12 protein-coding genes are annotated in these 13,567 nt (G+C 34.8%); 6 read left to right on the top strand and 6 right to left on the bottom strand.

The annotated features are described in order from the left end of the window. Positions 1-92 precede the first annotated feature (92 nt). The 5 genes from J3495_RS11525 to J3495_RS11505 all read right to left on the bottom strand — a co-directional run bounded on the left by J3495_RS11525 (position 93) and on the right by J3495_RS11505 (position 6,730). Positions 93-530, bottom strand: a complete 438-nt coding sequence (locus J3495_RS11525) for a retropepsin-like aspartic protease (RefSeq protein WP_210666705.1) — start codon at positions 528-530, stop codon at positions 93-95. Beyond that, entirely contained in the window at positions 527-3,151 is a 2,625-nt protein-coding gene (locus J3495_RS11520) for a CHAT domain-containing protein (RefSeq protein WP_210666704.1), read from the bottom strand. Before J3495_RS11520 ends, J3495_RS11525 begins: the two co-directional genes overlap by 4 nt. Positions 3,152-3,206: 55 nt before the next feature. Continuing rightward, on the bottom strand, positions 3,207-5,159 hold the full coding sequence (locus J3495_RS11515; protein ID WP_210666703.1) for a PKD domain-containing protein: 1,953 nt from the start codon (positions 5,157-5,159) through the stop codon (positions 3,207-3,209). A 205-nt stretch (positions 5,160-5,364) separates the two neighbouring features. Beyond that, positions 5,365-6,348 carry a hypothetical protein gene (locus J3495_RS11510; protein WP_210666702.1) on the bottom strand — a complete coding sequence of 328 codons (984 nt, stop codon included), beginning with the start codon at positions 6,346-6,348 and terminating at the stop codon, positions 5,365-5,367. Positions 6,349-6,430: 82 nt separating this feature from the next. Beyond that, complete coding sequence (locus J3495_RS11505) at positions 6,431-6,730, bottom strand: hypothetical protein (protein ID WP_210666701.1); 300 nt, start codon at positions 6,728-6,730, stop codon at positions 6,431-6,433. 127 nt (positions 6,731-6,857) lie between these two features. On the opposite strand from J3495_RS11505, the gene J3495_RS11500 reads away from it, so the two are divergent. The 5 genes from J3495_RS11500 (at position 6,858) to J3495_RS11480 (ending at position 11,279) form a co-directional block, all read left to right on the top strand. Further along, complete coding sequence (locus tag J3495_RS11500; RefSeq protein WP_210666700.1) at positions 6,858-7,439, top strand: RNA polymerase sigma factor; 582 nt, start codon at positions 6,858-6,860, stop codon at positions 7,437-7,439. Between the two features lie 6 nt (positions 7,440-7,445). Beyond that, positions 7,446-8,171: a tetratricopeptide repeat protein gene (locus tag J3495_RS11495; protein ID WP_210666699.1), complete on the top strand. Its 726-nt coding sequence runs from the start codon at positions 7,446-7,448 to the stop codon at positions 8,169-8,171. 111 nt (positions 8,172-8,282) lie between these two features. After that, positions 8,283-9,062 (top strand): TatD family hydrolase, encoded by a 780-nt coding sequence (locus J3495_RS11490; RefSeq protein ID WP_210666698.1) that lies wholly within the window; start codon positions 8,283-8,285, stop codon positions 9,060-9,062. 59 nt (positions 9,063-9,121) lie between these two features. Beyond that, positions 9,122-10,258: a 1-acyl-sn-glycerol-3-phosphate acyltransferase gene (locus J3495_RS11485; protein WP_210666697.1), complete on the top strand. Its 1,137-nt coding sequence runs from the start codon at positions 9,122-9,124 to the stop codon at positions 10,256-10,258. Further along, the gene (locus J3495_RS11480) at positions 10,248-11,279 is read left to right on the top strand and encodes an asparaginase (protein ID WP_210666696.1); all 1,032 of its coding nucleotides are present in this window, start codon (positions 10,248-10,250) and stop codon (positions 11,277-11,279) included. The genes J3495_RS11485 and J3495_RS11480 overlap by 11 nt, the downstream gene beginning before the upstream one ends. A gap of 73 nt (positions 11,280-11,352) precedes the next feature. On the opposite strand, the gene J3495_RS11475 is transcribed toward J3495_RS11480, so the two are convergent. Then, on the bottom strand, positions 11,353-12,594 hold the full coding sequence (locus J3495_RS11475; protein WP_210666695.1) for an MFS transporter: 1,242 nt from the start codon (positions 12,592-12,594) through the stop codon (positions 11,353-11,355). 91 nt (positions 12,595-12,685) lie between these two features. On the opposite strand from J3495_RS11475, the gene J3495_RS11470 reads away from it, so the two are divergent. Then, complete coding sequence (locus tag J3495_RS11470) at positions 12,686-13,558, top strand: LysR substrate-binding domain-containing protein (protein ID WP_210666694.1); 873 nt, start codon at positions 12,686-12,688, stop codon at positions 13,556-13,558. The last annotated feature ends 9 nt before the right edge of the window (positions 13,559-13,567 follow it).

The following is a 13,567-nucleotide window of genomic DNA, read 5'->3' as shown; positions in this document are numbered from 1 at the left end:
TTAAAATAATTTATAATATTAAAAATCCCAAAATCCAATTATAAGGAGTTTGGGATTTTTTATTTTGCTCAAAAACCACGTTTTGAAATTTATTATTTAAGGTACAAATAATGATTATAATAATCAATAATTGCCTTTCCTTCCATCAAAACATCTGCGCCAATAATGCCATGCACCGCTTTTGCTTTGTATTGCTGCAAGGCTTCATTGACATGTGAAAGGTCAAAAATTACGAGACTGAAATCGTCGTTTTTCCAAGAACCGATCTGCAAAAAATTATGTTTCGAAATTTGAGTATCCATTCCTGTTCCTCCTGCTCCTGCGGCTTTAGTTTCAGAGTTTTTTGTGGTCAGTTCAAAACGTTCAATGCTTTCGTAGCCTACACAGGAATTGGAAGCGCCCGTATCCAAAATAAAATTACCCGACACATTATTGATTTTTATTTTTATTAGCAAATGCTGTGTTTTGATGATTTTGAATTTTATTTTTTTATACTTTTCTTTTTTCAGAATTTCGTGTAAGTCTTTCATTTTCGATAGCGATTGAATATCAAAAATAAACCAATTAGTCCCAAAAAACTAAGGATGTACACAATATAATTTGTTGGTTTTTCGGGAGGCGAAATAGTACCGTAATACACAAATGCACTCCAATAATAAGGTGATTTTTTGGCGTTTGTAATGTCGGGATTATTCAAAAAATCATGTTTGGCATTGGCATTGGCTTCAAAATAAGATTGGTTATTTTTAATGTTTTGATAAAAATCATCCATAAAAACAGCCGTTGTATAATCGTTTACTTTCCATAACGAAAACAATAGATTTTGAGCTCCCGCAAACTGAAAACCTCTTGCGATACTCATCGCGCCTTCGGCTTTGTAGAGCTTTCCAATTCCGGTTTCGCAAGCACTTAAAACGACTAAATCTGGCTTTATAGTAAGTCCATATAATTCAGAGTAGAGAATTTCGCGATCATAAAATTTGATGCTCGCAGGTGTTTCGATATCGCCCGAAGAAGCATGCGTACTTAAATGCAAAATAGAATATTGGGCAGCATTATTTTTAAAATTAGAATAGGTTGCAGTAGCATTTTCTAAATATTTCCCTTCGAATTTAGCTTTTATCGATTGCAATTCTTTTTTAGAATAAGCCAATTCAAAATCAGTTTTTTCGAAAATAGGGAAAACACCTAAAATGGTTTTTTTATGGGATGAAATCGAATTAGAATTCAAGTAAAAACTAGCCGAATTGTTATACGCCACATTAAAATCATTTAGAAAATAATGCATTTTGGCAAAATTGGTCGTCTTTGATCCTTCGGTAATCAACGCTTCAAAAGGCAGAAAATTTAAGATACCATCTGGAACAATAATGAGATTTTCGTAATTGTTTTTTTTTGGCAATTTTAGTACATCATAAGCCACTTTCCCGTATTTGTTATAGCCTGAAATATCATTATTGATCGAATTTGAATCATTAAAATAATCTATAAATTGCACGATTTTAGGAATAGCAGTATGCGTAATATTGATATAATCTAGTGCTATTTGTTGATGTTTAAGTGTAAAAAAGTACATTTTTTCGTTGCCCATAAAGTAATAAATCATAAAAGCTTTTTGTTTTTCTAACTTAGATAACAACGCTTCTGTATCAATTTTTTTGGCATCTAAATAATCCTTTTCAAATTGTTTTTTCTTTAGCGAAAGCATGACTTCATTTTGCTTTCTAATTGCTTTGTTAATAATCTCAATACGAGCCAAACTTCCTTTTTGTTGCTCTTTTACAATTTCGTTATTAAGGTTTTGAAGCTGTCTCAAAAGCGATTTTTCTTCTGAAGAAGCTGTTTTAACAGTCGCAAGATAATCTTTCAGGATACCTGATTTAGTCTTTTCTGCCAACTCAAAAGCCTTTACCAAATAGGAAGTTTTTTTCTCTTTAAAATACAAATTTTCATAAATAGAAATACATTTTTCGGTACGATTTCTGGCCCGTAATTGGGTGATGATTTTAGCATTTTCATACACCATTATATTCATGAGTAAATCTTCGATATAAAAAGAAAGTTCAAATGCTTCAAGCGCTTTTTTAGGCTTATTTTGTTTCAAAAAAATCTCGGCCTGAAGATCAATCGCATCCATCAAAAGGGTTTCGGGATACAAATCATTTGTATGTGGCAACGTGTTTTTTGCAGTAGTATAATTTGGAAGTAAAATAGACAATATTGTTTCGATTTGCTCGTCACTTTCTCGGTATTTTTTTTGATCAAAAAGCAATACTGCTTTATCATAATAGAGTTTTGCTTTTTTTCGAATTGGCGGATTCTGAATTTCTAAAAATAATTTTTCCGCTTGTTCAAAATAACTATTTGCGACATCAAATTGTTGCCGTTGACGATAGAGAGAAGCTAAATTTCGATACGAATTAGAAAGCGTTTCAGATTGATTTTTTTCGCCTTTCAGATATTGTATCGAGGCATTAAAAGCCTTTTCTGCCTTGTCATCAGAATTTCGAATCAGTAGGATATTCTTTGAACTTAGTAAATAAGCATTCCCTAAATTATTCGACAAAACACCTTTTTGAATAGTCGATAATTTTTCTGTTTTCAAAGTGCTTTCTAACAACTCAATCACCTGATTGTTTTTTCCTGAACTTTGATAGACATTTGATAAATTTAAAATCGCTGCAAATTTTTGACCTGCAGCATCAGGATAATTTGGTGTTGTATTTACTATAAAAAAATACTGCTTTATAGTGTTCTCAGCACTGTCATAGTCTCCTAAAATGGTGTATAAATTGCCCAGAGGTTTCAGGCAATACTCAATGATATCATATCCCTGAAGCTTCTTTTTTTGGTACAATTGCCAGGCTTTTTCATAACTTTTTATGGACGAACTGGTCTGACCCAATTGATTTTCATAGTAGGCTTTGTTGCAGTTTAAAACCACAATAGCCAGCCATTCTTCTTTGGTTTTTGATTTCGGATTTTTCCAGAAATTGGCTTCTGCAGCAGAAAGTTTCTGCAAATTTTGTACCGTTGGGTTTGCAATAAAAACATCAATTGCTTGGTAAATTTTATCTTCTGGATTTACAGCTTTTTGTCCGAATAAAATCAGAGTAAAAAAGAAGAAAAAATAACAATATCGTTTTGTCATCGGGATTTTATTTCAAAAAAATTAAAATAATTTTGTCTATCGCTGCGCAAGACTATTAAAACTTCCATATTCCGTACAACTGAATGTAATTAAAATCCTGCTCAAAATTCATTACATATCGGGCTCCAAAACTAGGTCCGATCCGGGCAAAACCAGCCGTCAGATCCAACAAAAAACCTGCATTATAATTGGTAAAAGAATTTTTAATCGAAGTGGATCTGGTGGTGGTATTCATTAAAAATCGAGTATCTCCACCTTCAAAGTTTTCAATTTTTATCGTTTGATTATTCTCTTCCGAAACATTTACGTTCGCCTGTATTCCTGCACCAATGCCAAAATAATTATTGATGTTGTATCGAATTAGAATCGGGATTTCCCAATTGACATTTTTGTTTTCTGCACTGATTGTAGTACGTTGCAATTGTTTTACACCGTTTGGGTTAACGACAATTTCATCCATTACACTGGCTTTACTTTCATACTTATTGAGGGCATTAAGCCATTCGACCTGCCAATAAAACCGGTACGATTTGAAGGGAGAAATCGTAGCTCCCACAAAATAACTCGTCGCTTTTTCTAAATCTGGGTAGATATTGTAACCCGCCTTAGCTCCTATCGAAATACCCGGCAAAAATCGTGTCGTAGCATAATTGGTAATAATGGGCTCATTTTTATCAAAAATAATTGCCGTTCTGCTTTTGGTTTTTACTTTATGAAAATCTTCATTAAACTTCATAGAATAACGTACAAAGCCTTTGGTACTGTCAATTTCTTTGACATTTTTCTGATTACTTCCAGGCAAATAGATGTTTTTGAAAGTAAAGAAAATTTGTTTTTGCTTGATAATTGTGTCCAGGCAACTTATAGTAGGCACCTCATCTTTTGGACAAATAGGGCACTCGGGATACATACTCTCTATTTGAAACGTTTTTTTGTCAAACATATCCGGAATATCGGTTTCTAAACGAATCATTCTGGCGGGACCTTCGCCATTGTTCTGAAAACGGGTTTTGAATTTTACTCTCTTAAAACTCACCAATCTATAATTGATAAAACTTCCGTTAGAACCCATTTTATTGGGATCGTGAGAAGTTACAATTTCCATTTCGAGATTCTTGATTTTATGATTTTTAAAACTTCTGTTCGGTACAAAAATACCCCGCATTGTAACGGTTGCGCTGGTGTCTTTTATCATTTCTGGAGTAGTTTTGAAAGTATAAAAAATATTGCGCGTTTCACCGGGATCGGCATTGTCAAAATCCAGAATTGATACATTTTTATAAAGACTGTTCGCTTCTGCCAGACTGGCTTCTAAATCTTCTTCGGTGGTCGTATTTTTGTATTTTTTGCTTTTAAAAGTATTTTCGGCAGAAGCCAAATACGTTTTAGACTCATCAAGATCGGTTGCGCTTGCAAGCGTATTTTCTTTTACTTCGTACTCGCCTGCATAGGTTCTGAAATCAAGAAGTTCGAAATGATTATTTTTGAATTGTTTTTCGTTATAAAACAGATATAATTTTCCGCTGGCTACATAATTTTCCAGATTCTGATAACTCATCACAACTACCATTTCCTGATCCGGAATGGGATCGCAGTTTTTTTGAATCGCAAATCCGTTTTGGTCTGCTATAGAAGCAATGTCCTGATACGGGTCATTTTCTATTTCGTTTACCGCTACTTTTTTTGGTCGTGTCGCAGGAGGTTTGCCGTTATCATAATTGTTGGTAACGGTCAGGCGGGCGGTATAGGTTCCTTTTTTTTTGTAAACATGTTTGGGTTCTGCCTGTTTACTGTAATGACCGTCGCCGAGTTCCCACAGGTAAGAATAACTGGGTTTTGGGGCTCCCGCAATCGGGATTAAAGGCGGTGTCTCGGGCTTAAAAGTTACTGCATTTGCTTTTTGATTGTAGGTAATATTGGCTCTTCGGGTTATGGTATCTTTTACTTTTGCTTGCGAAAACACCATTACTGATGAGAGACACATAAAGTAGTACAATAGTTTTTTCATAGTCGAGGAGTTTTTAGCCCTGATGGAAGCGGCATCTCCCGATTTAGAAAAACAAGGCTTTTTAGCCGTAGTTTTTATTTATCGGGAATACAGCGGACAGCAGGATTAGCTTCTGAAATTTATAAAAAAGAATCTCAAATTATTTTTAAATGTAAAAAAAAGTGATGAGCAAATCATCACTTTTTCCTGAAAAGTATTTTGTAAGTTACTGAATAGCATTGATAGCCGCTACCAATTGCGCTTCGCTGCCCACTGTTGTTTCTGCCAAAGTAAAGCTATAAGTGCTCCCCGCTGCAATCGTAACCGCTTTGATTGCGTAGCGCCATTGACCACTTTCTTCGGTTGCAAAAATAATGTGACAAGCCAATCCTACCGGAATTTGTCCGTAATGCTCGCTAAATAAACCTGCTGTTGTATAGGTGTCTAATTTTGCCAAAGCATTTTGACCTTCGCCATCGTAAGACAAGTAAATTGCGCAATTGTTGTTGTCGTACCCTTCTGGGGCATCTACCAGAATAGTCGTTTTTGGTCGTGGATCACTATAAAATTTATCAACGTTTGTCCAGCCGAAGTTTCCAAAAGTTACATAATAATTGTTTCCTTCGCCTTGCACACCACCTTTTCCGCCAGTTCCATCTGCATTTGGATTAGCTTCTCTCCAAACCAGATTTTCCGGGTCTTCTACATTTCCAAACCACAAAGTCATTTCGTTGTCTAACCCATTTGTGAGCGCTGTAGGAACCAAAAGATTAATATTGCACGAGGTTGCCAATTCTTGTCCGCCTTGTGTGGCTTTGATAAAAAATTCACCACCAGAAATAAGCAAGTTTTTCTTTCCGTCAGCGGTTAAACCCATTGTTGGTTTGTTGGTTACCAACATGTTTCCTTTGTCAAAAAGTTCGATGTATTCAATAGTAACGGCACCTGTTACAGGAACTCCTACTTTTGTTAAACAGTTACCATTGATGTTAATTTTTACGCCTTTGGCCGAAGTTAAAGAAATGGTTCCCGTTCCCGCAGTCGCCGTAAACTTTTGAGTTCTTGTCTCGATAGCAATATTTCTTACATTGGCAAATGCTGTAGCAGATGGTGGTGTTACAATAATATCGTCGCCGTCTGAATTATCGCAACTTACGAATGTGGTTATGGCCAAGAATAATAATCCGATTTTTTTAAAATTTGTGTTCATGATTTCTAGTTTTAAATAGTTATAGTAATAGATGTTTTTAGTTTTATAATTGTTACCCCTTTTTTTAATTTTTTTTTGAAATTTATTTCGAAAGGCACTTTTCTTCAAAAACATTCCCGTCTTCATCTACCGCCACCAGAATGTTTTTGGTCTTTTTATAACGAATGATCAAATACAGCCAAATAAAAGACCAAAGACCTATAGTAGCAAAAACAAGAAACAAATGAAAAGAAGAATCAATTTGTTTTTTCTCTTTTGTTAAAACAACGTACGGCAATTTGTCGTTACGCTCTGTAATGACAAATCCGTTTTGAATCTTTGTTGAAAGTATTTTTTGAAATTTGGCAAAATCTTTCTCGGTTGTAAATTGATAACTTTCCATTGAATACTAATTTTGTATTTAAAAAATGCTTCTTTTTACTCTATATCAATTTATGTCTTGATTTGTTACCCCTTTTTAATCCATTTTTTTCCGAATTCTTTTTTTACATTAGCTAATAATTTTAAATATGGAAAAAAGAACCATTCATCCCGATCAAATGTATATCGACGGACTGGCGAGCAATAATTCGGCGGTGATTCAGTCTATTTATAAAAAATTTGTTCCCAAGGTGGTTGCTTATATAAAGAATAATTCGGGCGATGAAGATCAGGCGCAAGACATTGTTCAAGAAATTATGATTTTGCTTTTTAATCAGGCCAAAGCCAATGCGCTGCAGCTGACCTGCCCTTTTGATGCGTACTTTTTTTTACTGTGCAAAAGGAAATGGCTGAACGAACTGAAAAAAACAGCGAACAAAGGGGTAACAATCAACGAAGATTTAGCATCTATAAATGAATCTACTCAGGAAATGGTTGTGCAGACCGAAACATTTGACGAAAAACAGCAACTTTTTGATACCATGTTTCAAAAGTTAGGCGACAAATGCAAAGAACTTTTGCAATGGAGTTTTACGCTTAAAACAATGGAAGAAGTTGCAGAAAAACTTCAGGTAACGTATGGTTATGTACGCAAAAAAAAATCGTTGTGCGTAGGACAATTGACACAGTGGATTCAGGAAGCCCAAGTCTATAAATCGTTAAAAAAGTAAGCCGCCATGAACGAAGAAAATTACCTATTATTTGATCAATATCTGCAGAACGAAATGTCTGTAGAAGAAAAGTATGCTTTTGAAAAACAATTGGCAGCAGATGAATCTTTGGCTTTAGCCTTTGAAACTTTCAAAGAAATGCAGTTTCAATTGACCAATAAATTTACATTTGAAAAAGATAGAGCAGCTTTTAAAACCAATCTAAAAACAATTTCGGAAGCACATTTCCGACCTTCAAAAGCAAAAGTCATCCAGTTAAAACCTTGGTATTTTACAGTAGCCGCTTCTGTCGCAATTTTGATTGGGATTTTCTTCCTGAATCAAAATTCGAATCCGCGTTTTGAAGATTTCAATCAGCCAGAAGAGGCCTATTTTACAGAAAGAAGCAGTAGTAATACAACTCTCAAACAGGCCGAAATTGCTTTTAATGCAAAAGAATATAACAAAGCTATTCCGCTTTTTGAAACTCTCTTGAAAGAAAATAAAACGGCTGAAATACAGTATTTTTATGGAATTTCATTATTAGAAGAAAATCAATTTAAGCAGTCTGAAACTGTTTTTAATGAGTTAAAATCGGGAACTTCTGCCTATAAAAACAAAGCTATTTGGAATCTTGCTTTATCCAAATTAAAACAAAAAGACTACAAAGCCTGCAAAGAAATCTTGTTGACGATTCCTGCTGATTATGAGAATTTTGAGGAAGTTCAAAAGTTATTAAAAGAGCTGGATTGATTGTTTTAGGGTATTGGAATTAATTAGTTTTAAAATTTATTTTTTTGCCATTTCTTCAAATTGGGAAAGTTTTTAATATTGTCGTAATTTTGCTTTTTTAAAAACAGACAATTGAATTCGACCACCATAATTACCGATACACACACACATTTATATTCTGAAGAATTTGATCAGGATCGTGACGAAATGATACAAAGAGCCATAAACGCTGGAGTAACACGTTTTTTTATTCCTGCTATTGATGCCGCTGCGACACAATCTATGTATGATTTGGAGCAAAATTATCCCGATCATGTTTTCCTGATGATGGGTTTGCATCCCACTTACGTGAAAGATAATTACGAAGAAGAATTGCAGCACGTAAAAACAGAATTGGCCAGAAGAAAATTTTATGCAGTTGGCGAAATCGGGATCGATTTGTACTGGGACAAAACACATCTTAAAGAACAGCAAATTGCGTTTCGAACTCAAATTCAGCTGGCAAAAAAATACAAATTACCGATTGTGATTCATTGTCGCGAGGCTTTTGATGAGATTTTTGAAATTTTAGAAGAAGAAAAATCAGAGGAATTGTTTGGGATTTTTCATTGTTTCAGTGGCACTTTCGAACAGGCGCTTCAGGCCCTTTCGTACAATATGAAATTAGGAATCGGAGGCGTTGTAACTTTCAAAAACGGAAAAATAGATCAGTTTTTAAACCAAATCGACCTGAAACACATCGTTCTCGAAACAGATTCGCCTTATCTGGCGCCGATTCCGTACAGAGGTAAACGAAACGAAAGTTCTTATTTAGTAAATGTTATTACGAAACTGGCTCAGATTTATGAGGTGACAGAGGATGAAATTGCAGCAATTACTACACAAAATTCAAAAGACATTTTTGGTATTTAACTTGTAATGTACAATATTTTGATTTTTTTTTTGTTCTTTTGCCCACAAAAATAGATATAATGCAAAAATTTGATGCTATTCGACCGTTTTATGATTCCGAAATAAATGAAGCTATTCAGGGCGCTGTCAATCATCCGATGCTAAAAGCCATGATGAATTTTACTTTTCCGGAATTAGAAGATCATGTTTGGAAAGAACAATTAAAGAAAACGCATTCGATTCGCGATTTTCAATGCAATTTTATTTATCATACAATCCAAAAAGTACTTGAAAAAAGTTCTGAAGGATTGACGACCTCTGGTTTTGAAAAACTGGAAAAAAATACATCTTACCTCTTCATTTCCAACCACCGTGACATACTTTTAGACACAACTTTGCTAAACGTAAGCTTGTTTGAACATGGATTGGTAATGACTGCATCTGCAATTGGTGACAATTTGGTACAAAAAGCGTTCCTGAGCACCTTGGCAAAACTAAACAGAAACTTTCTGGTTTTAAGAGGTTTAACCCCCAGAGAAATGCTACAAAGCTCTAAATTATTATCTGAATATATTGGTCAGTTGCTGCTTCGTGAAAATCGCTCTGTTTGGATTGCCCAAAGAGAAGGACGTACCAAAGACGGCAATGACGAAACGAATCCGGGTGTTCTAAAAATGATTGGAATGGGCTCTGATGAAAAAAACTTGATGGATTATTTCAAAAAATTAAAAATTGTCCCGGTTTCTATTTCATACGAATACGATCCTACTGATGTTCTAAAAATGCCACAATTGATGGCAGAAGCAAACAATGAGGTTTACATCAAAGAAAAAAATGAGGATTTTATGACCATTTTAAGTGGTATCATGGGAACCAAAAAAAGAATACACATTCACGTAGGTGATGTTTTAGATACTGAAATTGATAAAATTGCAGCTGAAAACGACAATTCTAACAAGCAAATCCAGGCACTTGCGCAAGTAATTGATGATTCGGTTTTGAAAAACTATCAATTATGGCCGACTAACTTTATTGCATACGATATTTTAAACGAGACTGAAAAATTTGCTCATTTGTACAAAGAAAGCGAAAAATCTCTTTTTGAGCGTCGTTTAGAAATGCGAATCGGCAGTGATAATCCTGTTACACGACAAGGCTTTTTGTCTATGTATGCCAATCCTGTGGTCAATAAATTAAAATACGAGGATGTCATCTAAACCAAAAATACTGCTCATCTACACTGGTGGAACCATTGGTATGAGTAAAGATTTTGAGACAGGTGCGCTCAAAGCTTTTGATTTTGGAAAATTGTTGAAAAACATTCCCGAAATCAAACAATTAGACTGCGAAATCGAAACCGTTTCTTTTGAAGATCCGATAGATTCTTCAAATATGAATCCGGCGATGTGGAAAAAAATCGCCGAAATTATAGAAGATAATTATATCATTTTTGACGGATTTGTAGTTTTGCACGGCTCAGATACTATGTCATACTCTGCATCAGCGTTGAGCTTTATGTTAGAAAATTTGACTAAACCCGTAGTGTTTACGGGCTCGCAACTGCCTATAGGCGATCTGCGTACCGATGCCAAAGAAAATCTGATTACAGCCATTCAGATTGCTTCGTTGCAGGAAAACGGAAAACCGGTTATTCATGAGGTTTGTCTGTATTTTGAGTACAAATTATACCGCGGAAACAGAACTTCAAAAGTAAATGCCGAGCATTTTAGAGCTTTTACAGCACCTAACTATCCTGAATTGGTTGAGTCTGGCGTACATCTTAAGCTAAATTCACATTTATTCCTTCCTATAAAAACAAATGCAGAATTGATTGTACATAAAAATCTGGACAATCACGTAGCCATTATCAAAATGTTTCCCGGAATGAGTGAGACCGTTTTGGCTTCGATTTTGGCGATCCAAGATTTAAAAGGAATTGTATTAGAAACGTATGGCGCAGGAAATGCTCCAACAGAAGATTGGTTTTTAAAACTCATTGAAAAATCTATTAAATCGGGTCTGCAGATTGTAAATGTGACGCAATGTTCTGGCGGAAGTGTCAATATGGGACAATATGAAACCAGCACCGTTTTGAAAGAATTGGGCGTTATTTCTGGAAAAGACATTACAACCGAAGCCGCAATCACCAAATTGATGTATTTATTGGGTCATGACATTCCACCAGCTGATTTTAAAACAATTTTTGAAACTTCCTTGCGTGGGGAGATTTCGCTTTAGTTTTTTTATCATATAAGTGATATAAGCTCACTAAATCAATTAATTTATCTAATTGGAATTTGGAATTAACCCTTTAACTATTAGAATCTCTGTAACGAACTGGACAAATTTCTAGTTTTTCTGAAGATTTGTGGTTTTTATAATACACATAAACTACTACCGAAAGAATGCAGATCAAACCTTGCAATGCTACCGTGTGTCGCGTGCCTATTTCATTAGAAACATACCCAATTAACAAACTCCCAACCGGAATCATTCCTTGATACGCCATTAAATAATAGCTAATACTTCGTGAGCGCATCTTGGCGGTGCTTTGGGTCTGCACGTATATGTTTATAGAGGATGTTTGTGCCATCATGCCTACACCGCTCAAAGCCATGCAGGTAAGTGCGAGTATCAAACTATTCGAATAAGCCAAAACAATAATACTAAATCCGAGTAATAAACTGGCCGAAATCATTATTTTATTCATGTTTTTTGATGTTTTTAGGTTGGCAAGGTAAATAGCAGAGACAATAGAGCCAATACCTGCCGCACTTTCAAACCAGCTAAAAGTTTGTGCGTTGCCACTAAAAATATCCTTGGCAAATACAGGCATTAAAGTATTAAAAGAAATCACAAACAAACTGCTGCATGTTAACATCAGGAGCATTTTTGCCATTTCGGTTTCTTTTTTTACATAATCAAAGCCTTCGATGAAATTCTCTAACATTTTAAGTTTATCTGTTGCCGGAATGTGTGGTGTAATTTTCATCATCAATAACGATATCAAAACTGGAATATAACTCAGGAAATTTCCAATAAAACAAATGTCCTCACCATAGGTATGCAATATAATTCCGGCCAATGCTGGACCGGCAATTCGGGCAAAATTGTTTAGTGTCGAGTTTAAGGCAACAGCATTAGACAAGTCTTCTTTATGGTCTACAATGTCGATCATCATAGTCTGTCTGCAGGTCATATCAAAAGCGTTGATAATTCCCTGAAAAAGGCTCAATGCTAAAATAAAATTGATATTGTAAATTTTCAGGTAAATCAATAATGCCAAAGCTCCCGCTTGCAACATCGCCATAGATTGTAAAAAAATCATGCTTTTGTGCCTGTCATAACGTCCAATGATACTTCCGGCCAAAGGAGCCAAAAACAAAGACGGAATCATGCTTAAAAAAGTTGTCAATCCTAATAAAAATACCGATCCTGTAATGCTGTAAACCATCCAACTTACAGCTGTTTTTTGAAGCCAAGTACCAATAACGGAAACCGATTGGCCGTAAAAAAATAATTTGAAGTTTTTTGATCGTAACGCTTTAAACATAATGCGAGCTATTTTTTGACAAAGTTCGCAATTATGATTTCATTAGAAAAATTAATAATTTTACTGATAATGAGTATTTAAAATTATCAATATGGAAATCTATCAATTGCAATATTTTATCAAAACGGCCGAGATTTTGCACTTTACAAAAGCGGCCGAATTGTGTTTTGTAACCCAATCTGGTTTATCACAGCAAATAAAAAAGCTCGAAGAAGAACTCGGAATGCCTTTGTTTATTAGGATTGGGAAAAAAGTCAAACTAACCGAAGCAGGTTCTGTATTTTTAATTCACGCCAAGCAAATTATAGAAAATGTGCAAAGTGGTAAACAGGCGATTGATGATTTAAATGAAATGATTGGTGGAGAATTGCGTATTGGTGTGACTTATATTTTTGGACTTTTGGTTTTACCGATTGTCAATGCATTTGCCAAAACCTACCCAAATTTAAAAATTGTTGTCGAATATGGTACGACAGAACCTTTGGAAAAAAAATTATTAAACAACGAACTGGATCTGGTCTTGGTGATTTCGTCTAATGAAATTGAGCTGCCTTTTCAAAAAATTCCCTTATTTACTTCGCAATTGGTTATGGCCGTTTCTAGATCAAACGAATTGGCTGTTTTGGATAAAATTCCTTTTAAAAACATCGAAAATATTCCGCTTATTTTACCTGTAAAAGGATTTAATTCGAGAGAATTTCTGGATGAACTCTTTTTAAAAAACAATATGAAACCTAAAGTTTCGATCGAGCTAAATGCGGTTCACGCTCTTTTGCGATTGGTAGAAGAAAGCGACTGGGCCACTATTGTTACCGAAAAAGCGCTGAGAGATTGGAATAACCTAAAAGCAATTCAGATTGTTGGTGTAGATACCAAACGAGATTCGTTTATTTTAACCATAGATGGAACCTATCAAAAGAAGGCTGTAAAATTATTTATTGAAGAATTTAGAAAAAGTATGTAAAGGATTGTT

The sequence above is a fragment of the Flavobacterium geliluteum genome (assembly GCF_017948595.1).
Taxonomy (GTDB): domain Bacteria; phylum Bacteroidota; class Bacteroidia; order Flavobacteriales; family Flavobacteriaceae; genus Flavobacterium; species Flavobacterium flavipigmentatum.
The sequence above is the reverse complement of the archived record's forward strand: the minus strand, read 5'-3'. Positions and strand labels throughout refer to the sequence as shown.

What these genes read in the sequence shown, in the direction of transcription:
- J3495_RS11525 (WP_210666705.1), bottom strand. Translation starts at nt 530, where the DNA reads ATGAAAGACTTACACGAAATTCTGAAAAAAGAAAAGTATAAAAAAATA.
- J3495_RS11520 (WP_210666704.1), bottom strand. Translation starts at nt 3,151, where the DNA reads ATGACAAAACGATATTGTTATTTTTTCTTCTTTTTTACTCTGATTTTA.
- J3495_RS11515 (WP_210666703.1), bottom strand. Translation starts at nt 5,159, where the DNA reads ATGAAAAAACTATTGTACTACTTTATGTGTCTCTCATCAGTAATGGTG.
- J3495_RS11510 (WP_210666702.1), bottom strand. Translation starts at nt 6,348, where the DNA reads ATGAACACAAATTTTAAAAAAATCGGATTATTATTCTTGGCCATAACC.
- J3495_RS11505 (WP_210666701.1), bottom strand. Translation starts at nt 6,730, where the DNA reads ATGGAAAGTTATCAATTTACAACCGAGAAAGATTTTGCCAAATTTCAA.
- J3495_RS11500 (WP_210666700.1), top strand. Translation starts at nt 6,858, where the DNA reads ATGGAAAAAAGAACCATTCATCCCGATCAAATGTATATCGACGGACTG.
- J3495_RS11495 (WP_210666699.1), top strand. Translation starts at nt 7,446, where the DNA reads ATGAACGAAGAAAATTACCTATTATTTGATCAATATCTGCAGAACGAA.
- J3495_RS11485 (WP_210666697.1), top strand. Translation starts at nt 9,122, where the DNA reads ATGCAAAAATTTGATGCTATTCGACCGTTTTATGATTCCGAAATAAAT.
- J3495_RS11480 (WP_210666696.1), top strand. Translation starts at nt 10,248, where the DNA reads ATGTCATCTAAACCAAAAATACTGCTCATCTACACTGGTGGAACCATT.
- J3495_RS11475 (WP_210666695.1), bottom strand. Translation starts at nt 12,594, where the DNA reads ATGTTTAAAGCGTTACGATCAAAAAACTTCAAATTATTTTTTTACGGC.
- J3495_RS11470 (WP_210666694.1), top strand. Translation starts at nt 12,686, where the DNA reads ATGGAAATCTATCAATTGCAATATTTTATCAAAACGGCCGAGATTTTG.